General features: G+C 73.7%; 23 protein-coding genes. 9 read left to right on the top strand and 14 right to left on the bottom strand.

What is annotated here, in order from left to right:
* Window positions 1-127: 127 nt before the first annotated feature.
* Together ACXVGS_RS10745 and ACXVGS_RS10740 are read right to left on the bottom strand one after the other, a co-directional pair.
* Complete coding sequence (locus ACXVGS_RS10745; protein WP_458531267.1) at window positions 128-1,450, bottom strand: geranylgeranyl reductase family protein; 1,323 nt, start codon at window positions 1,448-1,450, stop codon at window positions 128-130.
* 106 nt (window positions 1,451-1,556) lie between these two features.
* A complete protein-coding gene (locus ACXVGS_RS10740; RefSeq protein WP_141789454.1) occupies window positions 1,557-2,252 on the bottom strand; it encodes a demethylmenaquinone methyltransferase in 696 nt (231 codons plus the stop codon).
* Window positions 2,253-2,386: 134 nt separating this feature from the next.
* Between ACXVGS_RS10740 and ACXVGS_RS10735 the strand changes: the two genes are divergently transcribed.
* Window positions 2,387-3,679: an isochorismate synthase gene (locus ACXVGS_RS10735; RefSeq protein ID WP_458536940.1), complete on the top strand. Its 1,293-nt coding sequence runs from the start codon at window positions 2,387-2,389 to the stop codon at window positions 3,677-3,679.
* Between the two features lie 10 nt (window positions 3,680-3,689).
* Here ACXVGS_RS10735 and ACXVGS_RS10730 read toward each other — a convergent pair whose 3' ends face one another.
* Window positions 3,690-4,892, bottom strand: coding sequence for an MFS transporter (locus ACXVGS_RS10730; protein ID WP_458532929.1), 1,203 nt, complete (start codon window positions 4,890-4,892; stop codon window positions 3,690-3,692).
* Between the two features lie 50 nt (window positions 4,893-4,942).
* Between ACXVGS_RS10730 and ACXVGS_RS10725 the strand changes: the two genes are divergently transcribed.
* The gene (locus tag ACXVGS_RS10725) at window positions 4,943-6,223 is read left to right on the top strand and encodes a GNAT family N-acetyltransferase (protein ID WP_458532928.1); all 1,281 of its coding nucleotides are present in this window, start codon (window positions 4,943-4,945) and stop codon (window positions 6,221-6,223) included.
* Here the strand turns inward: ACXVGS_RS10725 and menD are convergent.
* Complete coding sequence (gene menD, locus ACXVGS_RS10720) at window positions 6,220-7,920, bottom strand: 2-succinyl-5-enolpyruvyl-6-hydroxy-3-cyclohexene-1-carboxylic-acid synthase (protein WP_458536939.1); 1,701 nt, start codon at window positions 7,918-7,920, stop codon at window positions 6,220-6,222. The genes ACXVGS_RS10725 and menD overlap by 4 nt on opposite strands.
* Window positions 7,921-8,021: 101 nt before the next feature.
* Between menD and ACXVGS_RS10715 the strand changes: the two genes are divergently transcribed.
* The 3 genes from ACXVGS_RS10715 (at window position 8,022) to ACXVGS_RS10705 (ending at window position 10,753) form a co-directional block, all read left to right on the top strand.
* The gene (locus ACXVGS_RS10715; protein ID WP_458532927.1) at window positions 8,022-8,996 is read left to right on the top strand and encodes an LLM class F420-dependent oxidoreductase; all 975 of its coding nucleotides are present in this window, start codon (window positions 8,022-8,024) and stop codon (window positions 8,994-8,996) included.
* Window positions 8,997-9,123: 127 nt separating this feature from the next.
* Window positions 9,124-10,011 carry an oxygenase MpaB family protein gene (locus tag ACXVGS_RS10710; protein ID WP_458528154.1) on the top strand — a complete coding sequence of 296 codons (888 nt, stop codon included), beginning with the start codon at window positions 9,124-9,126 and terminating at the stop codon, window positions 10,009-10,011.
* 100 nt (window positions 10,012-10,111) lie between these two features.
* Window positions 10,112-10,753, top strand: a complete 642-nt coding sequence (locus tag ACXVGS_RS10705; protein WP_458528155.1) for a pyridoxamine 5'-phosphate oxidase family protein — start codon at window positions 10,112-10,114, stop codon at window positions 10,751-10,753.
* Here the strand turns inward: ACXVGS_RS10705 and ACXVGS_RS10700 are convergent.
* Entirely contained in the window at window positions 10,741-11,241 is a 501-nt protein-coding gene (locus tag ACXVGS_RS10700) for a nucleotidyltransferase domain-containing protein (protein ID WP_458528156.1), read from the bottom strand. The two genes, ACXVGS_RS10705 and ACXVGS_RS10700, sit on opposite strands and share 13 nt — an antisense overlap.
* Entirely contained in the window at window positions 11,222-12,232 is a 1,011-nt protein-coding gene (locus ACXVGS_RS10695) for an o-succinylbenzoate synthase (RefSeq protein ID WP_458536938.1), read from the bottom strand. Before ACXVGS_RS10695 ends, ACXVGS_RS10700 begins: the two co-directional genes overlap by 20 nt.
* Window positions 12,233-12,250: 18 nt before the next feature.
* Here ACXVGS_RS10695 and ACXVGS_RS10690 point away from each other — a divergent pair, with 18 nt between their 5' ends.
* Window positions 12,251-13,210, top strand: a complete 960-nt coding sequence (locus ACXVGS_RS10690) for a 1,4-dihydroxy-2-naphthoyl-CoA synthase (protein WP_458528158.1) — start codon at window positions 12,251-12,253, stop codon at window positions 13,208-13,210.
* Window positions 13,211-13,276: 66 nt separating this feature from the next.
* On the opposite strand, the gene ACXVGS_RS10685 is transcribed toward ACXVGS_RS10690, so the two are convergent.
* The gene (locus ACXVGS_RS10685) at window positions 13,277-14,026 is read right to left on the bottom strand and encodes an SDR family NAD(P)-dependent oxidoreductase (RefSeq protein ID WP_458528159.1); all 750 of its coding nucleotides are present in this window, start codon (window positions 14,024-14,026) and stop codon (window positions 13,277-13,279) included.
* A gap of 39 nt (window positions 14,027-14,065) precedes the next feature.
* On the opposite strand from ACXVGS_RS10685, the gene menE reads away from it, so the two are divergent.
* From menE to ACXVGS_RS10670, 3 genes are read left to right on the top strand one after another with little or no spacing between them, the layout of a single operon-like run.
* Window positions 14,066-15,241 (top strand): o-succinylbenzoate--CoA ligase, encoded by a 1,176-nt coding sequence (menE, locus tag ACXVGS_RS10680; protein ID WP_458528160.1) that lies wholly within the window; start codon window positions 14,066-14,068, stop codon window positions 15,239-15,241.
* A 43-nt stretch (window positions 15,242-15,284) separates the two neighbouring features.
* On the top strand, window positions 15,285-15,551 hold the full coding sequence (locus ACXVGS_RS10675) for a PLDc N-terminal domain-containing protein (RefSeq protein WP_458528161.1): 267 nt from the start codon (window positions 15,285-15,287) through the stop codon (window positions 15,549-15,551).
* A gap of 44 nt (window positions 15,552-15,595) precedes the next feature.
* Window positions 15,596-16,468: a 1,4-dihydroxy-2-naphthoate polyprenyltransferase gene (locus tag ACXVGS_RS10670; RefSeq protein WP_458528162.1), complete on the top strand. Its 873-nt coding sequence runs from the start codon at window positions 15,596-15,598 to the stop codon at window positions 16,466-16,468.
* A 139-nt stretch (window positions 16,469-16,607) separates the two neighbouring features.
* Here the strand turns inward: ACXVGS_RS10670 and ACXVGS_RS10665 are convergent, their stop codons facing one another.
* The 7 genes from ACXVGS_RS10665 to ACXVGS_RS10635 form a co-directional block, all read right to left on the bottom strand.
* A complete protein-coding gene (locus ACXVGS_RS10665; protein WP_458531257.1) occupies window positions 16,608-16,871 on the bottom strand; it encodes a DUF4229 domain-containing protein in 264 nt (87 codons plus the stop codon).
* Between the two features lie 3 nt (window positions 16,872-16,874).
* Window positions 16,875-17,849, bottom strand: a complete 975-nt coding sequence (ccsB, locus tag ACXVGS_RS10660; RefSeq protein WP_458536937.1) for a c-type cytochrome biogenesis protein CcsB — start codon at window positions 17,847-17,849, stop codon at window positions 16,875-16,877.
* On the bottom strand, window positions 17,846-19,480 hold the full coding sequence (gene resB, locus ACXVGS_RS10655) for a cytochrome c biogenesis protein ResB (RefSeq protein ID WP_458536936.1): 1,635 nt from the start codon (window positions 19,478-19,480) through the stop codon (window positions 17,846-17,848). The genes ccsB and resB overlap by 4 nt, the downstream gene beginning before the upstream one ends.
* Window positions 19,481-20,242 carry a cytochrome c biogenesis CcdA family protein gene (locus tag ACXVGS_RS10650; RefSeq protein ID WP_458531254.1) on the bottom strand — a complete coding sequence of 254 codons (762 nt, stop codon included), beginning with the start codon at window positions 20,240-20,242 and terminating at the stop codon, window positions 19,481-19,483.
* 53 nt (window positions 20,243-20,295) lie between these two features.
* Entirely contained in the window at window positions 20,296-20,883 is a 588-nt protein-coding gene (locus tag ACXVGS_RS10645) for a TlpA family protein disulfide reductase (RefSeq protein WP_458528167.1), read from the bottom strand.
* On the bottom strand, window positions 20,880-21,539 hold the full coding sequence (locus tag ACXVGS_RS10640) for a histidine phosphatase family protein (RefSeq protein ID WP_458528168.1): 660 nt from the start codon (window positions 21,537-21,539) through the stop codon (window positions 20,880-20,882). Before ACXVGS_RS10640 ends, ACXVGS_RS10645 begins: the two co-directional genes overlap by 4 nt.
* A partial coding sequence (locus tag ACXVGS_RS10635; RefSeq protein WP_458536935.1) for a glutamate-1-semialdehyde 2,1-aminomutase occupies window positions 21,536-22,640 on the bottom strand: 1,105 nt, incomplete at its 5' end. The genes ACXVGS_RS10640 and ACXVGS_RS10635, both read right to left, overlap by 4 nt.

Here is a 22,640-nt window from a genome sequence, read left to right as displayed (position 1 = left end):
CTCCCCTTTCGGTTGATCATCTCGCTCACGGCAGTCTGTCCGGAGTGGGTCACGTTGGCGAGGCCAACCATCCGCGAACGCGGGGCCACGTCTCCAAACGGCCCAATCCTAGGGGCGCCCGTCCGGCTCATGCCGCCGGGGCCATCTTGGACAGGGCGGTGATCAGCCGGTCGCCCGCGGTGCCGCCGTGCGGCTCCGCGAGGTTGGCCATCACCTTCAGCAGGAACTTCATCAGCGTGGTGCGCGGCAGGCCGTACTTCGTGGCCAGGCGCATCACCTCCGGGTTGCCGATCGCGTGCGCGAACCAGCGGCCCAGCGTGAAGTAGCCACCGAGCTCGTCCTTCATCACCTTGGGGTAGGTGGCGAGGACGCGCTCGCGCTCGGCGTCGCCCGGTCGGGCCAGCGCCTGGGCGACGAGCTCGGCGCCGACGCGCGCGGCCTCGAGGGCGTAGTCGATGCCCTCGCCGTTGAACGGGTTGACCATGCCGCCGGCGTCGCCGACGAGCAGCAGGCCGTCGGCGTAGAGCGGGCTGCGGTTGAATCCCATCGGCAGCGCCGCGCCTCGGATCGGGCCGGCGGAGTCGTCGTGCTCGAGGTGCCAGTCGGCGTCGATGTCCTCGACCCAGCGCCGCATGACGTCCTTGTAGTCGGTCTTCTGGAAGGCCGAGGTGGTGTCGAGCGTGCCGAGGCCGACGTTGGTGCGGCCGTCCTCGAGCGGGAAGAGCCAGCCGTAGCCGGGCATGAGGATGCGGTTGCCGGAGTCGTCGCGGGTCCACAGCTCGAGGTGGGACTCGAGGTAGTCGTCGCGGCGCGGCGTGCGGTAGTAGGCGCGGACGGCGACGCCCATGACGCGGTCCTCCCGCTTGGGCCGACCGACGGCGGTCGCCAGGCGGCTCGAGACGCCGTCGCTCGCGATGACCACGGGCGCGCGGTAGGTGACGGTGTCGCCCGCGGCCCGGCCCCGCTCGTCCATCCGTCGCGCAGTGACGCCGACGACCCGTCCGGCGGCGTCCAGGACCGGCCCGGTGACGCTGGTGTGCTCTTCCAGCCGGGCCCCGCGGGACTGCGCGTGCCGGGCGAGGGTCTCGTCGAGCTGGGCGCGCGTGCGCACCATGCCGTAGGAGGGGAAGTGGTCGGTCTCGGGCCAGTCGAGCTGCAGCGTGTGGCCGCCGCCCTTGATGCGCAGGCCCTTGGTGCGCTGCCACCCGGTCGTGTCGACGCCGAGGGAGATGAGCTCCTTGGTGGCGCGAGGGGTGAGGCCGTCGCCGCAGATCTTGTCGCGGGGGAACGCCGACTTCTCCAGGAGCAGGACGTCGAGCCCGTGGTCAGCGAGGTAGGCCGCGGTGGCGGAACCTCCCGGCCCGGCACCGACGACGATCACATCGGCGGTCTCGGTGGCCGGGGTTCCCGACGCGAGGGTCGCCCCTGCCCCGGTCTCGCTGTTGCTCACGGCTTCCTCACCATGCTGATTGCTGCCTGCACGCGCTTGTGAAGATCTTCACGAATACCGGGGAACTCTACGCCCGGACGTGGGAGCCTGCCGAACTGAGGCAGACCTAACCGGCCTTGACCGCCCGGTGCAGGGCCACGATGCCGCCGCTGAGGTTGCGCCAGGCCACGTCCTGCCACCCCGCCTCGGTGACCGTGCGCGCCATACCGGCCTGGTCGGGCCAGGCCTGGATCGACTCCGCGAGGTAGACGTAGGACTCGGGGTTGGAGCTGACCCGGCGGGCGATCGGCGGCAGCGAGCGCATGAGGTACTCGCTGTAGACCTTGCGGAACGCCGCGTTGGTCGGGTGGGAGAACTCGCAGACCACAAGGCGGCCGCCCGGCCTGGTCACCCGCAGGAACTCACGCAGCGCGCCGAGGGTGTCGGAGACGTTGCGCAGCCCGAAGGACATCGTGACCACGTCGAAGGACGCGTCGGCGAACGGCAGCCGCAGCGCGTCGGCGGCGGTGAAGCCCAGGTCGGGGCGGCGGCGGTTGCCGACCCGCAGCATGCCGAGGGAGAAGTCGGCCGGCACCACGTCGATCCCCGCGTCGGCGAACGGCTCGCTGCTGGTGCCGGTGCCGGCGGCGATGTCGAGCACCCGCTCCCCCGGCCGGGCGTCGACGGCGCGCACGACGGCCTTGCGCCAGAGGCGGTCCTGGCCGAGGGACAGCACGTCGTTGGTGACGTCGTAGCGGCCCGCCACGTCGTCGAACATCGCGGCGACGTCGCGGGGACGCTTGTCGAGGCTGGCGCGGATCATGGGCCACATCCTCCCGTATGCCGTGTGGTGGCCTGCACGGCCACCACCGGTATGCCCCGGTGACTGGCTCGTGCAGGCCCCGTCACCGTGGTCCGGGGTCGGGCGCCCGGGCCCCGGTCGTAGGCTTGCTCTCCGTGACCACCGAGCCCGCACCCGTCCCGCCGCCTCCCGCGGCCGGGCCGCTCGTGGCGCGCACTGTGGCGCTCGAGGACCCCGGCGCCCTGCTGTCGCTGCTGCCCGGCCACGTCTCCCCCGAGGCGATCTCCTCGTGGGTGCGCCGCGGCGAGGGGCTGGTCGGCTGGGGTCGGGCGCTGGTCTTCGAGGCGGGCGGCCCGCAGCGGTTCGCTGCCGCCCAGGAGTGGTGGCGGGAGGTCGTCTCCCGGGCGGTGGTCCGCGACGACGTGCTGCTCCCGGGCACCGGCCCGGTCTGCTTCGGCTCCATCGCCTTCGCCGACGACTCCCCTGCCGGCGCCTCCCTGGTCGTGCCGGAGGTCGTCCTCGGCCACCGCGGCTCGCACTTCTGGCTCACCACGATCACGCAGGGCTCGAGCCTGCCGGCGGTCCTCACCCCCGGGCCGGGCGAGCCCCCGGCGGCCCCGCGCGAGGTCGCCTTCGCCGACGGGGCCCTGTCCGGGGCGCAGTGGGGCGGGGCGGTCGCCGAGGCGGTGTCCCGCATCGCCGCCGGCGAGATGGACAAGGTGGTCCTGGCCCGCGACCTCGAGGTCGACGCGACCGACCCGATCGACCCGCGCTGGCTGCTGCAGCGCCTGGCCGAGCGCTACGACAACACGTGGGTGTTCGCCGTCGACGGCCTGCTCGGCGCCACGCCGGAGATGCTGGTGCGCCTCGAGAAGGGCCTGGTCACCTCCCGGGTGCTGGCCGGCACCATCCGCCGCACCGGCGACGACGAGCACGACCTGGCCCTGGCCGCCTCGCTGGCCCGCTCGTCCAAGGACCTGGAGGAGCACGAGTACGCCGTGCGCTCGGTCGCCGACGCGCTGGAGCCGCACTGCACCTCGATGAACGTGCCTGAGGCGCCGTTCGTGCTGCACCTGACCAACGTGATGCACCTGGCCACCGACGTGGCTGGCGTGCTCGCCGACGGCACCACCTCGCTCGGGCTGGCGGCCTCGCTGCACCCGTCGGCGGCCGTGTGCGGCACGCCCACGCCGGTCGCCGCACAGGCCATCGCCGAGCTGGAGCACATGGACCGCGGGCGCTACGCCGGGCCGGTCGGCTGGATGGATGCCAGCGGCGACGGCGAGTGGGGCATCGCGCTGCGCTGCGGGGCCTTCGACCCCGACGACGCGCGGCGGCTGCGGCTGTTCGCCGGCTGCGGCATCGTCGCGGGTTCCGACCCCGACGCCGAGCTGGCCGAGTCGGACGCCAAGTTCGTGCCGATGCGCGACGCCCTCGAGGCCCTCTGAGCCCGTCGCCTCAGCGCAGCGGGCCCACGTCGTCGGGCTCGTGCACCTCGTGCGAGGTGGCGGGGACCGGCGCGGCATACCGGGCAAGGGCCACGATCAGGGCCGCGAAGCCCGCAACGAGGAGCAGCGCCCGATCCAGCCCGACGTGGCTGGTGAGCAGGCCGATGGTCGGGGCCCCGAGCAGGAACCCGCCGTAACCGATCGTCGAGACGACGCCGATCGCCCGCTGGCCGCGGCCGGGCACCTCGCCGGCGGCGGACATCGTGGCGGGGAAGACGGTGGCCAGACCCAGCCCCCACAGCAGGCCGCCGAGGACGGCGGCACCCAGCATCGGCACGAGGCAGACCAGCAGCACCCCGGCACAGGCGCACAGGCCGCTGACCCGCAGCACCCACACCCGGCCGAACCGCTCGATCGCCGGCCCGCCGGCGAGGCGCCCGACCAGCATCGTCAGGTTGAAGGCGGCGAAGGTCAGCGCGCCGAACGCCGGCGGGGCGTCGCGGACGTCGACCAGCAGCAGCGCCAGCCAGTCGTTGGCCGCGCCCTCCCCGATGGCGGTGGACAGGGTGATCAGCCCGATCAGCACCTCCAGGGCGGTGATGCCGGAGCGGGTGGGCGCCACCGGCGCCTCCTCCGGTGTTACCTCGACGCCGGCGTGGTCGCCGATGAAGCGCCGGGTCGCGACGATGACGACGGCGAGGGTCAGGGCGCTGAACGCCGGCAGCTGCACCTGCAGGGGGAGGGTGAGCTTGGCGGTGAGCACCCCGACGAGGGCTCCGAAGAGGGTGCCGGCGGAGAAGCCCGCATGCAGGCGAGGCATGAGCGAGCGGCCCCGCAGCCGCTCGACGTGGTGGCCCTGGACGTTCATCGCCACGTCCCACATGCCGGTGGTGGCTCCGATGAACACGAGGGTCGCGGCGAGCGCGAGCGGTGACCCGGTCCAGGCGACGGCCACCCAGCCCAGGACGTTGATCAGCGCGACGACCCGGACGGTGGCCCTGCTGCCCCACCGCTCCACCACCCGGCCGGTCCACGGCATGGCCAGCACGGAGCCGATACCGCCCCCGACCAGGGCCAGGCCCAGCTGGGCCGGGGTCGCGCCGACCTGGTCGCGCAGCTGGGGCATGCGGGCATACGCCTGCGCCATCAGCGCACCGTTGATCGTGAAGACCGCGACGACCGCGGGGACCGACCCCTTCACCGGTGTGTGCATGGGGTCAATCCTGTTGCATGCCCGGTCACGGTGGCGCGACGCTCCGTCCCATGGACAGTCAACAGCCCGGTGCCGGTGTCACGGTCGTCCCGCTCGGCCCCGGGGACCGTGACCGGCTGCTCGGCGTCGACGCGGCGGCCTTCTTCTTCGACCCGTCGCAGCACGACATCGCGCACGTCCTCGACTACTTCGAGTGGCCGCGGACCTTCGGTGCCAGCCGCGACGGCGGCACGACGCTCTGCGGCGTCTACACCGCCTTCAGCCTGGGCCTGACCGTCCCGGGTCCGCTGGACGCGCTGACCACGGTGCCCCTGCCCGGCCTGTCCTGGGTCTCGGTGCACCCCGACCACCGGCGACGGGGCGTGCTGCGGGCGATGCTGGGCCACCACTTCGCCCAGCTGCACGAGCAGGGCGTGGGGATCAGCGGGCTGCACGCCGCCGAGCCGGCCATCTACGGCCGGTTCGGATATGCCGTGGCCTCCCTCGAGGTGCACCTGTCCATGGGCCGCGGGGCCACCTTGACGGCGCCGGCGCTGGACGAGGAGGCCGGCCGGCTGGAGACCCGGTTCATGGCGATGGACTCCGACGAGGCACGGGCGCGGGTCCACCGGCTCCACGTCGCGGCCACGGCGTCGACGCTCGGCGCGGTGACCCGCTCGGACCTGATGGGCCGGGTGCTGTTCCGCGACCACCCGCCGGCGCGCGTGGGCCGGGAGCCCCAGCAGGTGATGTTCTGCTCCCGCGACGGCGAGACGACCGGCTACGCGAGGTTCACCCGCTCGGGCACCTGGGAGGACGGCAGCCCCAAGGGCACTGTCGCGGTCACCGAGGTCGCCGCGCTCGACGAGGCCTCGTTGCTGGCCCTGGCGCGGCGGCTGGTCGACTTCGACCTGACGACGACGGTGACGTTCGACCAGCGCTCGACCGACGACCCGCTGCTGTGGTGGGCCGGCGGACCGCGGGCCGTCGACATCTCGACCTACGACGGGCTGTGGCTGCGTCTGGTCGACGTCGGGCGCGCGCTGTCGGAGCGTGGCTACGCCGCCGCGTGCGACGTGGTGCTCGAGGTCGTGGACGAGGTGTGCCCGTGGAACCATCGGCGCTGGCGTCTCTCGGTCGACGACAAGGGCGTCGGACGGTGCTCGCCGACCACGGACCCTGCCGACCTGCGGCTGCCGGTGCAGGCGCTCGGCGCCGCCTACCTGGGCTCGCGCAGCATCGCCTCGCAGGCCCACCGCACCGTGGTGGAGGAGCTGCGGACCGGCGCGGTGCGGCAGCTGTCGCTGGCGATGCGGGCTGACCGCGAGCCGATGCCCGGGATCGCCTTCTAGGCCAGAGCTGTCGCCGCCGCCTCACGCAGGCGCGCGTGCAGGTCGCGGTGCCCGTCCCGCGGCAGCGGGATCTCGACGACCCGCAGACCCGCCGGACGGGCGGCGACGGCCGCCGTGAGCTCCTCGCGCGTGGTGGCGCTGGCATGGTCGACGCCGTGCGCGCGGCACAGGTCGGCCAGGGAGGTGCCCGTCGGCGTGCCGAAGATGCGCTCGAAGTCGGCGGCACGCGCCGGCTCCCCCGGCTCCAGCAGGGTGAAGATGCCCCCGCCGTCGTCGTTGGGCACCACCACGGTCAGGTCCGGGCGGGGCTCGTGCGGCCCGATGAGCAGGCCGTTGCTGTCGTGCAGGAAGGTCAGGTCGCCCATCAGGGCATAGGTGGGCCGCCCTGGGTGCGCCAGGGCCAGCCCCACGGAGGTGGAGACGCAGCCGTCGATCCCGGCCAGGCCGCGGCTGGCGACGACGGCCGCCCCGGTGGCCAGGGTCGTCGGGGTCAGCGCGAGGTCCAGGTCGCGGGCGGCGTTGGAGGAGCCGACGAACAGCGTGGCGTGCTCGGGCAGCGCGCCCGCGACCGTCGCGGCGACCCCGAGCCCCGACGGCCAGGCGCCGGCGATGACCGGCTGCGCGGCGGCGGCGACGGTGCGGCCGGCCTCGTGCCAGGCGCCGGCCCAGTCCCGGTCGACCGAGAGGTGCTCGTGGCCGGTGATCGCGGCCCACGGGTGGACCCGCGCAGCGACGTGGCCGGGGTCCGGCCAGCCGTGCGCGGGCGTGATGACCTCGACCCGGACCTCCGGCCGGCGCAGCAGGGCCGCGACCGCCCGGGCCAGGGTGTTCCGTCCGACGTCGAGGACCCGTGCGGGCAGGTGCTGCTCCAGCCACCCGGTGGCGGTCAGCAGCAGCGGCCCGTGCGGGGTCACCGTCGCCCGGTCGAGTGCGCCGAACGGTTCGGCCAGCAGCGGCCACCCGGTGGCCTCGACCAGCGAGGCGACCGCGGCGGCGGCGCTGGGGTCCGGCAGGTCGCCCAGCAGCACCAGGGTCCGCGGCTCGTCCTCCAATGGCTCGGCCACCGCGATGGCCCGGTCGGTGCGCACCCAGGGCGCCCCGCCGGGACGGCCGTCCAGCGGCTCGGGCCAGGGCTCGGCGTCCACGGTCGGAACGAGCGGCTCGCGCAGCGGCAGGTTGAGGTGGACCGGGCCGGGGGTGCCGCCGAGCGCGCCGGTCGCGGCCGCGCAGGCACGGCTGGCGGTCGAGCGCCACACCGCCACCTGCCCGGCGCGGCGCTCGGGTGCGCCGAGGTCGTGCAGCCAGCGGACCGGCATACCGAACAGGCCCGGCTGGGTGGTGGTCTGGTTGGCACCGGTGCCGCGCAGCTCCGGCGGGCGGTCGGCGCTGAGGACCAGCAGCGGCACCGCCGCATGGTGCGCCTCGAGGACGGCCGGGTGCAGGTTGGCGACGGCCGTGCCAGAGGTGGTGACGACCGGGACCGGACGGCGGGTCAGCTTGGCCAGGCCGAGGGCCAGGAACCCCGCGGAGCGCTCGTCCACGCGCACGTGCAGCCGGATCCGGCCGGCGCGGTCGGCCTCCTGCAACGCGTAGGCCAACGGCGCCGAGCGCGAGCCGGGGCACAGGACCGCCTCGCGGACCCCGTGCCGCGCGAGCTCGTCGACGAGGACGGTCGCGAGGGCGGTCGAGGGGTTCACCTGCCCGATCCTGCCGCATCGGTCCCGCCGGACGCGGACGGCCGGGCATGTTCGGTCCGCGAATGGGTACGGGCAGGAACCCCGACGAGCGAGGAGGACCCATGACGACCCGCTTCGGCTACACCCTGATGACCGAGCAGTCCGGCCCGCGCGAGCTGGTCCGCTACGCGGCACTGGCCGAGGAGGCCGGTTTCGACCTCGAGGTGATGAGCGACCACTACTTCCCGTGGCTGGAGGAGCAGGGCCATGCCGGCTACGCGTGGAGCATGCTCGGCGCGGTCAGCCAGGCGACCTCGCGGGTGGACCTGATGACCTACGTGACGTGCCCGATCATGCGCTACCACCCGGCGGTCGTGGCGCAGAAGGCGGCGACGATGGGCATCCTCTCCGACGGCCGGTTCACCCTGGGCCTCGGCGCCGGGGAGAACCTCAACGAGCACGTGGTCGGCCGCGGCTGGCCGCCGGTCAACGTGCGGCACGAGATGCTCGCCGAGGCGGTGGAGATCATCGACGCGCTGCTCGGCGGCGAGGACGTGAGCTGGTCCGGACAGCACTACCGCGTCGACTCGGCGCGGCTGTGGGACGTGCCCGAGCAGCGCGTGCCGATCGCCTGCGCCGTCTCGGGTCGGCAGTCGATCGAGACGCTGGCGCCGCGGTCGCAGGCCATGGTCGCCGTCGAGCCGGACGCCGACCTCGTGCGGATGTGGGACGGGGTCAAGGGCGGCCCGACCCGCAAGGTCGGGCAGGTCCCGGTCGCCTGGGGCCGGTCGAAGGATGAGGCGGTCGAGCGGGCACACCGGGAGTTCCGCTGGTTCGGCGGCGGCTGGAAGGTCAACGCGGAGCTGCCGGGGCCGGCCGGGTTCGCCGGGGCCACGCAGTTCGTGCGGCCGGAGGACGTGGCCGACTCCATCCCGTGCGGTCCGGACGTCGACGCGATCGTCGAGGCCGTCCGCCCGTTCTGGGAGGCGGGGTTCACCGACGTGGCGCTGGTGCAGATCGGCGACGAGACGCAGGAGGAGTTCCTCAAGGTCGCGCAGGCGGAGCTGCTGCCGGCGCTGCGCGAGGCGGCCGGCTGAGCGCAGCCCTCCTCATCCCACTTGGTGCCTGCTGCGCCGCGAATCGGCGCTCGTTGAGCCCGGACTCGCGGAGAAGCGGGCACCAGGTCGCGCCGAGGGTGTGACCGGGGGCGCGCACAATGGGGGCATGGCCCCGCTCGAGGTGCTCCGCAGCCAGGTCCAGCAGGCCGTCTTCGCCAAGGTCGCCGGGCCGGACGGCCCCGCCCTGCGCGACCGGATCCACGGCACGCCGGGCCCGCGCTGGTTCTCGCCCGGCTCGCCGATCCGGCGGGTGCACGCCGACACCGCGATGTACCCCGGCGGCATCCGCGCCCTGCTCCTGCAGTCGCTGCACCCCCTGGCCATGGCAGCGGTGGCCGAGCACTCGGGATACCGCTCCGACCCGTGGGGGCGGCTGGCGCGCACGAGCGCCTTCCTGGCGGTGACCACGTTCGGGACGGCCGGGGACGCGGAGGCCTCCGTGGCCGCGGTGCGACGGGTGCACTCGCGGATCAGCGGTGTCGCGCCGGACGGGCGCAGCTACCGCGCCTCCGACCCGCACCTGCTCGCCTGGATCCACGTGGCCGAGGTGGACAGCTTCCTCACCGCGCACCAGACCTACGGCCGCCGTCCGCTGACGGCGCAGGAGGCCGACGAGTACGTCGCGCAGGCCGGTGAGGTGGCCCTCCGCCTCGGCGCCGACCCGGCCGAGGTGCCGACGAGCACCGACGGGCTGGCTGCGCGGCTCGAGGCGTTCCGTCCCGAGCTCGAGGGCACGCGGGAAGCCCGCGACACGGCCCGGTTCCTGCTGCTGGAGGCACCGCTGCCGCTGGTGGCCCGGCCGGCGTACGGCCTGCTGTGGGCCGCGGCGGTCGGGCTGATGCCGACCTGGGCGCGCTCGCCGCTGCTGCTGCCGCACTTGCCGATCCTCGAGCGCACCGCGATCCGGGCGGCCGGGCACACCATGGTCGGCGGCCTGCGCTGGCTCGCCGGTGCCGACGGCGTGGTGACCGTCGACGACCAGCCGGCCGCCTGAGCCTCCGCGGAAACCGGCGGCCGCGCTGCTGCTGCCGGGCGTAGGGTCAGCGCTGCGGACAGGCCGGGCGGTTCCTGGCCCGGGGTCACGGGAGGCGCACGTGGACAGCACGACCTGGAGCGAGATCACCTCGGAGGCCGAGCTGCGCCAGCTGCTCGGCTCCCCGATCCAGCGGGTCGCCGAGAAGGTGCGCCCCGCCTTGACCGAGCTCGACCGGCAGTGGCTGGCCTGCTCGCCCCTGTGCGTCGTCGCGACCTCGGACGCCCAGGGACGCCTCGACGCCTCCCCCAAGGGTGACCCCGCCGGCCACCTGGTCCACGTCCTCGACGAGCGCACCATCGCCATCGCGGAGCGCCCCGGCAACAGGCGCGCTGATGGCTTCCTCAACATCCTGGAGAACCCCCACGTCGGGCTGCTCTTCCTCGTCCCCGGACGCGGGGACACCTTGCGTGTGAACGGCCGCGCCCGGCTGGTGCGCGAGGCGCCGTTCCTCGACGAGATGGTGGTCAAGGGCCGGCGCCCGGTGATGGCCATGGTCGTGGAGGTGGAGGAGGTCCTCTTCCACTGCTCCAAGGCGTTCGTGCGGTCGGCGCTGTGGCAGCCGGAGACGTGGCAGCCCGACGCGCTGCCGTCGCGGGCGCAGATCGCCAAGGACCTCGAGCGTCCCGAGACACCACTCGAGGAGCTCGAGGAGTACTACGGCCCCTCCTACGCCCGGGACGAGAACCTCTACGGAGCCTGACCTCCGGGGGCGGATGCGTCCTCCAGCAGGCGAAGGTCGTGCCGGTCGACGTCCCGCAGCTCGTAACCGGCGTGGAACGCCCGTTGCATCCGTGCCGACAGGCAGCGGACCTCCATCCCGCCGACAGAGCCCGCACACCAGGCATCCGCCGGGTAGTCGAACCGGCTGCCGTCCAGCCCGGCCTGCCAGGCGCTGCCGTCAGCCGCGGAGTGCAGCGGGTGCAGGTCCACGTGCCGGCCGCCGCCAGGGTCGGACAGCTCCACGCGCACGGGCAGCCAGTCGGTGGTGACGACGAAACCGTTGCGCTGCAACGTCTCCACGCACGCGTCCAGCCGCCCCGCGTCAACGGCCAGGTCCACGTCGCGGTGCTCACGGGTCTGCTGTCCGTGCAGCGCGTCGACACCCCAGCCACCCGAGAGCCGCGGGCTCGCGCCCACGGCGTTCAGGAGGTGAAGGACCTCGACGACGTCAGCGGCAGTCGTCGGCACGCAGCACCTCCCAGCAGCGGCGGACCCGGTCGACCCACCAGTCACGCCGCTCCGCCGGCGCCGCCCATCGTTCCAGCAGCAGCGGGTCCACCTCTGCCGCCGTGACCGGCAGGGACCCGCCCCGGGGCACGACCGAGGGCACAGCCACGTCGCCGGCCATGAGCTCCACCGTGCCCAGCCCGCAGGCGAACGGCAGCTCCGGCAGCGCCGCCGCGAGCGCCACGCCGGCCGAGATGCCGACCGAGGTGTCCAGCGCGCTCGAGACGACCGTGGGCAGCCCGCACTCCCGGGCGATCGTGAGCGCCGCCCGCACCCCGCCGAGCGGGGCTACCTTGACCACGACGACGTCGGCGGCACCCTCGCGCGACACGCGCAGCGGGTCGGACGCCTTGCGGATCGACTCGTCCGCCGCCACGAGCACCTCGGTCCCGTGACGTGCCAACGCCGTTCGCAGTCGGGCCAGGTCCTCCACGGCCGCGCACGGCTGCTCGGCATACTCCAGCCCGTATCGCGCGAGCCGGCTCAGTGCCTCCCTCGCCTGGTCGAGGTCCCACCCGCCGTTGGCGTCCACGCGGATCCGCCCCTCCGGCCCCATCGCCTCGCGCACCGCCGCGACCCGGTCGAGGTCGTCGGCGAGCTGCTGCCCGCGCTCGGCGACCTTGACCTTGGCGGTGGTGCACCCGTCATACCGGGCGAGGACCGCGGCGACCTCGTCCGCTGGCACTGCGGGCACGGTGGCGTTGACCGGCACCCAGGACCGCTGCGCCACCGGCCAGCCCTGCCACCCGGCCTCGAGCGCGGCCGCCAGCCAGCGCGCGGACTCGGCGTCGTCGTACTCCAGGAACGGCGCGAACTCGCCCCAGCCGGCGGGTCCGCGCAGCAGCACCGCCTCGCGCTCCATCACCCCGCGGAAGCGCACCCGCATGGGGATCCGCACGACGTGGAGGGACTCGAGGACCTCCGACAGGCCCGGCAGGAGCGGATCAGGCATGCGCCTATCCTCGCTGACGTGACCGACCAGCAGAGCAGCCATGACCGGACCGGGGCCGTGTCGGAGATCTTCGACGCGAGCGCGTGGGAGGTCGTCGAGGGCTTCGACTTCACCGACATCACCTACCACCGCGCCGTGGTCGACGGGCCGGGCCGCGGCACCGTGCGGATCGCGTTCAACCGCCCCGAGGTCCGCAACGCCTTCCGCCCGCACACCGTGGACGAGCTGTACCGCGCGCTGGACCACGCGCGGATGACCCCGGACGTCGGCGCCGTACTGATCACCGGCAACGGCCCCAGCACCAGGGACGGCGGCTGGGCGTTCTGCTCCGGCGGCGACCAGCGCATCCGCGGGCGCAGCGGCTACCAGTACGCCGAGGGCGAGACCGCCGACACCGTGGACCAGGCCCGGGTCAGGGCCGCCGGCGGCCGGCTGCACATCCTGGAGGTGCAGCGCCTGATCCGCACCATGCCCAAGGTCGTCATCGCGGTGGTCAACGGCTGGGCGGCCGGCGGCGGGCACAGCCTGCACGTCGTGTGCGACCTGACCATCGCCAGCCGCGAGCACGCGCGGTTCAAGCAGACCGACGCCGACGTGGGCTCCTTCGACGGCGGCTACGGCTCGGCCTACCTGGCCAAGATGGTCGGGCAGAAGTTCGCCCGCGAGATCTTCTTCCTCGGGCGCACCTACTCTGCCGAGGACATGCACCGCATGGGCGCGGTCAACATCGTGGCCGACCACGCCGACCTCGAGCGCGAGGCGCTGCAGGTGGCCGCCGAGGTCAACGGCAAGAGCCCGACGGCGCAGCGCATGCTCAAGTTCGCGTTCAACCTCACCGACGATGGCCTCATGGGCCAGCAGGTGTTCGCCGGCGAGGCGACCCGCCTGGCCTACATGACCGACGAGGCGGTCGAGGGCCGCGACTCCTTCCTGGAGAAGCGCGACCCCGACTGGAGCCCCTTCCCCTGGTACTTCTAGGGATCCACGCGCAGCGAGGGACCGTGCGGCCGCCGCAGGGTCCCTCGCGGCGTATCCGTGGTCGGTTCAGTCCAGGACCCGGTGCACCTTGTGCTGGGCCGCCTGGGCGCGCGGGCGCACCACCATCCGGTCGATGTTGACGTGCGCCGGCCGGGTGGCCACCCAGGCGACGCAGTCGGCGATGTCATCGGCGGTCAGCGGCTCGGCCACCCCGGCGTAGACGGCGTCGGCCTTGTCCTGGTCCCCACCGAAGCGCTTGAGCGCGAACTCGTCGGTGCGCACCATCCCCGGCGCGATCTCGCAGACCCGCACCGGCTGGTCGAACAGCTCGAGCCGAAGCGTGTCGACCACGGCGGTCGTGCCGTGCTTGGCCACGACGTACCCACCCCCGCCCTCGTAGGCGACCTGACCGGCGGTCGAGCCCATGACCACGACCTGCCCGCCGGCGGCAACCAGCGCCGGCAGCAGCGCCTGGACCACGGCGACCACGCCGATGACGTTGACCTCGTACATCGCCCGCCACGCGTCCAGGTCGGCCGAGGCCACCGGCTCCAGCCCGATCGCCCCGCCGGCGTTGGCCAGCAGCAGGTCGCACCGCTCCCCCACCGCCTCGGCCAGCGCGGCGACGTCCGCGGCAGAGGTCACGTCGCACACGACCGCGCGTCCTCCGATCTCCGCTGCGAGCGCCTCGACCCGGTCGGCCCGGCGCGCGGCGCACACCACCTCAAAGCCCTCGGCCGCAAGTCGGCGGGCCGAGGCCGCACCGATCCCGCTGCTCGCACCGGTCACCACTGCCAGGGGTCGCGACGTCGCCATGCCGGCGAGTATCGCAACCCCACGGCATACCCTCCTGAGGTGACCCGCGACCTCGCCACCCTGGCCGTCCCGCCGGGGGCCGACGCCCTGCGCGTCCTGCCCGACCTCGCCCGCGCCCTGGACGGCACCGGCCCGGCGCTGCTGCCGTTCGCCGCCGGGAACGAGGCACCCGCGCTGCCGCCCGCCCCGGGGGCACCGCCCGACCTGGCCCTGGCCGTCGGCACGTCCGGGTCCACCGGCCGGCCCAAACGCGCCCTGCTGACCACGTCCGCGCTGCAGGCCTCGGCGCGGGCCACACACGCCCGCCTCGGCGGAGACGGCCAGTGGCTGCTGGCCATGCCGGCGCACCACGTCGCCGGCCTGCAGGTGCTGGTCCGCTCGCTGGTCGCCGGCACCGTCCCGGTCGCCGTGGACACCAGCGACGGCTTCACCCCGGCGGCGTTCGTCGCGGCCACCGGCCGCCTCGACCCGTCCGCGCGCCGCTACACCGCCCTCGTGCCCACCCAGCTGGTGCGCCTGCTCCAGGACCCCGAGGGCCGGGCGGCCCTCACCCGGTATGCCGCGGTGCTGCTCGGTGGGGCGGCCGCGCCGCCCAGCCTGCTCGCCGCGGCGGCCGACGCCGGTGTCACCGTCGCCACCACGTACGGCATGAGCGAGACCGCCGGGGGTTGCGTCTACGACGGGCACCCCCTCGACGGCACGCGCGTCGACCTCGACGACGACGGCCGGATCAGCCTGGGCGGCCCGACCGTGGCCCACGGCTACCTCGCCGAGCCCGAGCTGGGCGCCGCCGCCTTCACCCGCGGCCCGGACGGCACCCGCTGGTTCCGCACCGACGACCTCGGGCACGCCGACGCCGGCGGCGCGCTGCACGTGCAGGGGCGGGTCGACGACCTGGTCAACACCGGCGGGGTCAAGGTCGCGCCGCGGGTCGTGGAGGAGGCGCTGCTCGCCCACGTCGAGGGCATCACCGAGGCCGTGGTGGTCGGCGTGCCCGACGGGGAGTGGGGTCAGGCCGTGGCTGCTGCCGTCGTCGTCGCCGGCCCGGCCACCCCACCGGCGCTGGCCGACGTGCGGGCCCGGCTGCACGGCATACTGCCCGGTCACGCGCTGCCGCGACGGCTGCTGGTGCTGCCCGCGATCCCCCTGCGCGGCCCCGGCAAGCCGGACCGGGCCGCACTGCGGACCCTGTTCGGGGACACCCCCACGCAGTGAGAGAATCGGTGACCACAGGACCGAGGCCGGGGAGGCGACGAGAATGACGCGCGTGGTGCTGCCGCTGCTGGGTCTCGCGCTGACGATCTATGCCGTCATCGACTGCATCCAGACCGACCAGGAGGCCCAGCGCAACCTGCCCAAGCTGGCCTGGGTCGTGCTGATCCTGCTCTTCCCGCCGATCGGGGCGATCGCGTGGTTCGTCGCCGGCCGGCCGCGCCGGGGCTACGGCGACCGCGGTCGCGGTCCCGGCCGCCCCGGCACCCCGCTCGGCCCCGACGACGACCCCGACTTCCTGCGCAACCTTTAGCGCCCGCCCGCCACCACCCTCCGTCGACAGAGAACGATCACCCCATGGCCACGTTGTCCCAGTGGGTCGAGGGCGCACGCCCCAAGACCCTGCCCGCCGCCGTCGCGCCCGTCCTCGTCGGCAGCGGCGCCGCCGCCGCCCTCGATCGCTTCAACGCCGCGGACGTGGTGCTCGCGCTGCTGGTCTCGCTGGCGCTGCAGGTGGGCGTCAACTACGCCAACGACTACTCCGACGGCATCCGCGGCACCGACGCCGAGCGGGTCGGGCCGGTGCGGCTGGTCGGGCAGCGGCTGGCCACGCCGGGCAGCGTCAAGCTCGCGGCGATGGCCTCGTTCGCCGCGGCCGCCGTGTTCGGCCTGGCCCTCGTCGCACTGAGCGAGGCATGGGTGCTGCTGTGGGTCGGCGCCGCCGCGATCGTGGCCGCTTGGTACTACACCGGCGGCAAGCGCCCCTACGGCTACGCTGGCCTGGGCGAGGTGTTCGTCTTCGTCTTCTTCGGGCTCGTCGCCGTCCTCGGCACGACCTACACCCAGGCGCACCAGCTGTCCGCCGCCGCGTGGGCCGGCGCGGTCGGCGTCGGCGCGATCGCCGCGGCCATCCTGGTGGCCAACAACCTGCGCGACATCCCCGGCGACACGGTGGCGGGCAAGCGCACCCTCGCCGTGCGGCTCGGCGACCGCCGCACCCGCCTGCTGTACGTCGCGCTCCTCGCCGTCGCGCTGCTGTCGGTCGGCTGGGCTGCGGTGTCCGGCTGGACCGCGCTGCTGGCGCTGGCCTCCTTCGCCCTGGCCGTGCCGCTGCTGCGGCGGGTCTGGGGCGGCGCCCAGGGCCGCGACCTCATCCCGGTGCTGGCCGGCACCGGCCGGTTCGAGCTGGTCTACGCCGCGCTGCTCGCGCTGGGACTGACGCTGTCCTGACCGCGCGGGCCACCCGGCATACCCCCGGTCCGGCCGCCCCCTCCCCCGACCGAACACCTCACATCCGTCGTTTCCTGGCCTCCAGTGCCCGGAAACGACGGATTTGAGGTGTTCGGTGGTGAAGAAGGAAGCACGCCGGTCAGGCGTGTGCGGTGCCGCCGTCCTCGTCGTCCTCGACCTGCTCGTCGCTGCGGCGCTCCGAGGCGCGCGCCTGGCGCTGCTCGACCCGCGCGGCGACCTTGCGGCTGAACTCCTCGCGCGGGCCGGCAAGGACGAAGAAGGACACGGCCATCGAGCCGAGTGCGGCCACGACGACGAGCCAGATCTCACGCAGCCCGATCAGGTAGCCCAGGCAGATGAAGCCCAGGAACATCAGCAGGCGCAGGACGGTGTAACGGGCCATCGATCACATTCCGGAGTAGGAGTGCTGGCCGACGAAGAACACGTTGACGACCATGTAGTTGACGAGGATGCAGCCGTAGCCGGCCAGGGCCAGGTAGGCGGCGCGGCGGGCGGACCAGCCGGTGGTGGCGCGGGCGTGCAGGTAGGCGGCGTAGACCACCCAGATCACGAAGGTCCACACCTCCTTGGGGTCCCAGTTCCAGTAGTGGCCCCAGGCCTGCTCGGCCCAGATCGCGCCGGCGATGAGGGTGAACGTCCACAGCGGGAAGGCCACGATGTGCAGGCCGTATGCCGTGCGGTCCAGCTGACGGGCCGACGGCAGGGCCGTGTGCACCTTGGCCCGCATCCCGGTGAGCTGCTCGGCCGGCAGAGCCTCAAGCCAGCTCATGACCAGGTAGAGGATCGTCACGCTGAACGCGATGGTGAAGATCGCGACGGACAGCGTGGCGACGGTGACGTGGATGACCAGCCAGTAGGACTTCAGTGACGGCAGCAGCTGGCTGGCCTGGGTGTAGAACACCGTGGTCGCCAGGCCGAGGGTCAGCAGCACCGGGCCGACGACGAACAGGCCCAGCCAGCGCAGGTCGCGACGGGTGGACAGGCCGAGGAAGACGACCATGACGAAGGAGCAGCCGACGAGGGAGAACTCGTACATGTTGCCAAGCGGCGGGCGCTCGACCGACAGCCCGCGCAGCGCGGTCGCGGCGACGAGCAGCGCGGCCCCCAGCCAGGACAGGGACATCCCGATGCCGGCGGCCTTGCGGCGGCGCGGTGCGGGCACGACCTCGGGAGCGGCCTCCGTCGTCGCCGGCCCGCCGGCCCCGGCCAGCTCCCGCGCCGGTGCGGCCACCTTGGGCGCCACGCCGGCAAGGTCGACGGCGAAGGAGATCATGGCGATGGTGAAGACCGCCATGGCCGAGTAGAGGCTCAGGTTCGAGTACGACGCGAGCGTCTCGTTCGTCAGGATCTCGTTGCTCATGCGGTGCGCCCTGTTCGTTCTGCGATGGAGGCGAGCAGGTCCTCGACGGCACCTGCGAGCCCGGCGTCCTCACCCTTGGCCAGGGCGCCGATGGTGACCACGGTACGTCCCGTGCCCGCGGGGTCCGAGGGCGACCCCGGCTGACCTGCGGTGATCTCCTGCACCCGGACGAAGACCCGCCGGCGGCGGATCATCAGCGAGGCGATCAGGCCGGCCAGGGCCAGCAGCGCGCCCCACAGCGCGAACGGCTTGCCCGGGTCGTGGCGGATCGACAGGCCGGCGAAGCGCTGCACCCCGTCGAAGGTGATGCTGCCGCGGCCGCCGGGCAGCTGGTAGCTCTTGCCCGGGGTCAGCCAGATCCGCAGCGGGGTGCCCTTGCCGTCGGTCAGCTGGGTCATCTTCTCGGTGGAGAGGGTGTAGACCGACTGCGGCCGGCCACCGGGGTAGAGCTCGCCCTCGTAGACGCCGAGCGCCAGCGCGGGGTTCTTCAGGTCGGGGAAGGCCGAGGACGGCCCGAAGGTCTTGTCGATGTAGGCCGTCGGCAGGAAGAAGCCGAAGAAGCCGAGCTGCTTGGGGCTCGCCGCCGACACCTTCACCGCGCCGACCGACTTGTAGTTGTTGTCCTGGGTCAGGAACGGCGTGGCCTGGTGGTAGAGCACCTGCCCCTTGGCGTCGCGCACCGTGACCACCGGCGCGTAGCCGTTGCCGAGCAGGAACACGGACGCACCGCCCATCGTCAGCGGGTGATTGACCTTGAGCACCTGCTTCTGCGGCGCCGCGTCGGGGTTGTCGCGCGTGGTCGTGTATGCCGTGAAGTCGCGGGGTGCGCCGCGCTGCGCGCCCAGCGCCTTCTCCTCGAAGGTCACGTCGAGCTTGTCCACCGCCACGGAGAACGGCGTGAGGCTCTCGGCATCCACCCACGGGCCGGGGTCGATGGTGTCGTAGGCCGAGATGGTGTTGGAGAACGTCTCCCCGGTGGGGACGATGACGTCGCCGCGCCACCCGAAGAGGTGACCGACCGCGATACCGACGATGACGACGATCAGGGCGAGGTGGAAGACGAGGTTGCCCGTCTCGCGCAGGTAGCCGCTCTCGGCGCTGAGAGAGTCCGCGTCGTGGGCGTGCACCCGGAACCGCTTGCGGCGCAGCACCTCCTTGGCCGCGGCCAGCACCGCCGCCGGCTCGGCGTCGACGGTGACCTCGCCGTGCTCGGGCAGCCGCTCCAGGCGGCGCGGGGCGCGCGGCGGCACGGCGCGCATGGCGTGCCAGTGGATGCGCGAGCGGGGCACCACGCAGCCGACGAGGGAGACGAACAGCAGCAGGTAGATCGCTGCGAACCAGGGCGAGGAGTAGACGTCGAAGAAGCCGAGGCGATCCAGCCACGGGCCGAGGCTGCGGTGCTGGGCCAGGTAGTCGGCGACCCGGCCGGCGTCGATGTTGCGCTGCGGCCAGATCGAGCCGGGGACGGCGGCGATGGCCAGCAGGAGCAGCAGGAACAGCGCGGTGCGCATGCTGGTCAGCTGGCGCCACGCCCAGCGCAGCATCCCGAGCGGGCCGAGGCGCGGCAGGGCGACAGCGGTGTCCTCGGTCTCGTCGGGGCGGGTGTCGAGGCGCTCGTCGGCGCGGCTCATCTAGAGCACCGTCCTGAAGTTGTCGACCAGACGGGTCTGGAGGGTGGTGGTCACGGTGTCCCACAGGCCGGTGACCAGCAGGACGCCGACGGCGAGGAGCAGCAGGCCGCCGGCGAGCTGGATGCCGCGGTGGTGGCGCTTGAGCCAGCCGGAGGCCCGGCCGGCTCGGCTGTAGCCGAGGGCGATGAGCAGGAACGGCACCCCGAGGCCGAGGCAGTAGGCCACGGCGAGGATGGTCCCGCGGGCCACCGCGTTGGCGTCGCCGCTGGTGGTGGCCAGGGTCATCACGGCGCCCAGGGTCGGGCCGGTGCACGGGGCCCAGCCCAGCCCGAACACCACGCCCAGCAGCGGGGCGCCGAGGAGCCCGGCCCGGGGGCGCCAGCGCGGCGCGAAGGTGCGCTGGGTGCCGAGGCCGCCGATGCCGAGGAACACCAGCGCCATGAGGATCACCAGCACGCCGCCGACGCGCATCAGCGTGGTGCGGTACTCGACCAGCAGCGCCCCGACCGAGGCGAAGAACGCGGCGCCGGCCACGAAGACGGCGCTGAAGCCGAGCACGAACAGCAGCGCCCCGGTGAACAGGCGCCCCCGGCCGCGCTTGGCCAGGGCCACGTCGGACAGGCCGGTGACGTAGCCGAGGAAGCCGGGCACGAGCGGCAGCACGCACGGGGAGGCGAAGGAGACCAGGCCCGCCACGAGCGCGACCGCGATGGCGACCGGCAGCGCGCCGGAGGCCACGGTCGTGCCCGCGTCCGCGGTCACGGACGCGACCACGCTTGCATGCAGGGGGGCCAGGCCGTTCATGTCGGGCCCGCTCAGGCCTTCTCGGCGAGGACGTCGTCGACGAGGCCGGACAGGGTGGAGGTCTGCACCGGGCCGAGGACGCGCGCGGCGATCCGGCCACGGGTGTCCAGGACCAGCGTCGTCGGCACGGTTGGGGCCTTGCCGCGCAGGGCGAGCACCGGGGCGCCGCCGTCGTAGGCCAGGGAGGGGTAGGTGATGCCGCGCGAGCGCAGGAACGCCGCACCCGCGTCGGGGCCCTCCTTGAAGTCCAGGCCGAGGAACTGCACCGGCTTGTTGGCCTTCTCGTAGGAGCTCCAGGCCTGCTGCAGGTCACCAGCCTCGGAGACGCACGGCCCGCACCAGGAGCCCCAGACGTTGACCACGAGGACCTTGCCGCGCGCCTGGTCCATCGTCCACGGCTTGCCGTCGACGGTCGTGCCCTTGAGGCGCACCGCGTCCTCGCGCTTGTCGAGCGCGATCCGCTCGACCGTGCCGTCGCCGGAGACGAAGCCCTTGCGGTCGCCGGACTGGGCCTGCGCCGAGATGGAGTTGGGGTCGCTGCCGCAGGCCGTCAGGCTGAGGGCCAGCGCGGCGGCCACCCCGAGTGCCACGAACCTCACGCGCCCGCCTTCCTGGCCGCATGGGCCAGCAGCGCACCGGCGGGCTCGCTGTAGGAGATCGACTCGAGCTGGTCCCCGAGGAAGCTCAGCGTCGTCAGCGAGGCCAGGGCGCACTGCCGCTTGCGCGGGTCGTGCCACAGGCGCTTGCCCTCGAGCTTGTTGCGCAGGGTCCACACCGGCAGCTGGTGGGAGACGATGACCGCCTCGTGGCCCCGGGCCGCGGCGCGCGCGTCGGTGACCGCGGCCACCATCCGGGCGGCGATCTCGGCGTAGGGCTCGCCCCAAGAGGGCCGGAACGGGTTGAGCAGCTTGGGCCAGTGCTCGGGGTGACGCAGGGAGCCGTCGCCGACGCCGAAGGTGCGGCCCTCGAAGTGGTTGCCCGCCTCGATGACCCGGTCGTCGGTGTGGATGGCCACCTCGTGGGCGGCCGCGATCGGGGTGGCCGTTTCCTGGGCCCGGTCCAGCGAGGACGCGACCACGTGGGTGACGTCGTGGGCGGCGAGGTGGTCGGCCACGGTCTGGGCCATGTCACGACCGAGCTCGGACAGGTGGAAGTCGGGCAGCCGCCCGTAGAGCACGCCGGTGGGGTTGTGGACCTCACCGTGGCGCATCACGTGCACCACGGTGCGCACACCGGTGGAGGACATCGGGGTCATGCCCCGATTGTCGCAAACGACTCTGTGACGGCCCGGCCCGCCGCGGGCAGCGCGGAGATGACCTTGTCGACGGCTGCGTCGTCGTGGGCGGCGCTGACGAACCACGCCTCGAACGCGCTCGGCGGCAGGTGCACGCCCTGGCTGAGCATCGAGTGGAAGAAGGCCGAGAACGCTTGGGAGTTCTGGGCTTTGGCGTCGTCGTAGTTGTGCACAGCCTCCTCGCGGAAGAACACCGAGAACATGCTCCCGGCCCACTGCACGACGTGCGGTATGCCGTGCCGCGACAGCTCCTGCGTGGTCGCCGTGGCTATGGCGGAACTCACGTCGGCCAGGCGCTGGTAGACCTCGGGCGTGCAGCCCTGGAGCGTGGCCAGGCCGGCGGCGGTGGCCACGGGGTTCCCCGACAGGGTGCCCGCCTGGTAGACGGGACCGAGCGGCGCCAGCATCGCCATGACGTCGGCGCGACCGCCGAACGCGGCGGCGGGGAACCCGCCGCCCATGACCTTGCCGAAGGTGAACAGGTCCGGCGCGCCACCGTCATACGGGCCCTCGACGCCGTACCACCCGGCCGCGCTGCACCGGAAGCCGGTCATGACCTCGTCGGAGATGAGCAGGCCGCCGTGCTCGCGGGTGACCCGGCGCATGGCCTCGGTGAAGCCGGGCAGCGGCGGGACGACGCCCATGTTGCCCGCGGCGGCCTCGGTGATGACGGCGGCGATCTCGGCGCCGTGCTCGGCGAACGCGGCCTCGAGCGCGTGGACGTCGTTGTAGGGCAGCACGATCGTCTCGCCCGCGCTCGAGGCGGGCACGCCCGCGGAGTCCGGCAGGGCGAAGGTGGCGACACCGCTGCCGGCGGAGGCGAGCAGCGCGTCGACGTGGCCGTGGTAGCAGCCGGCGAACTTCACGACCTTGGACCGGCCGGTGAAGCCGCGGGCCAGGCGGATCGCGCTCATGGTCGCCTCGGTGCCGCTGCTGACCAGGCGCACCTGCTCGACCGGCTCGACCCGCGCGACGATCTCCTCGGCCAGGGCCACCTCGTTCTCGCTCGGCGTGCCGAAGCTGAACCCCTTGGTCGCCGCCTCCTGCACGGCCGCCATCACG

The sequence above is a fragment of the Oryzihumus sp. genome (genome assembly GCF_054325275.1).
This window is presented reverse-complemented; position numbering and strand designations above follow the sequence as displayed.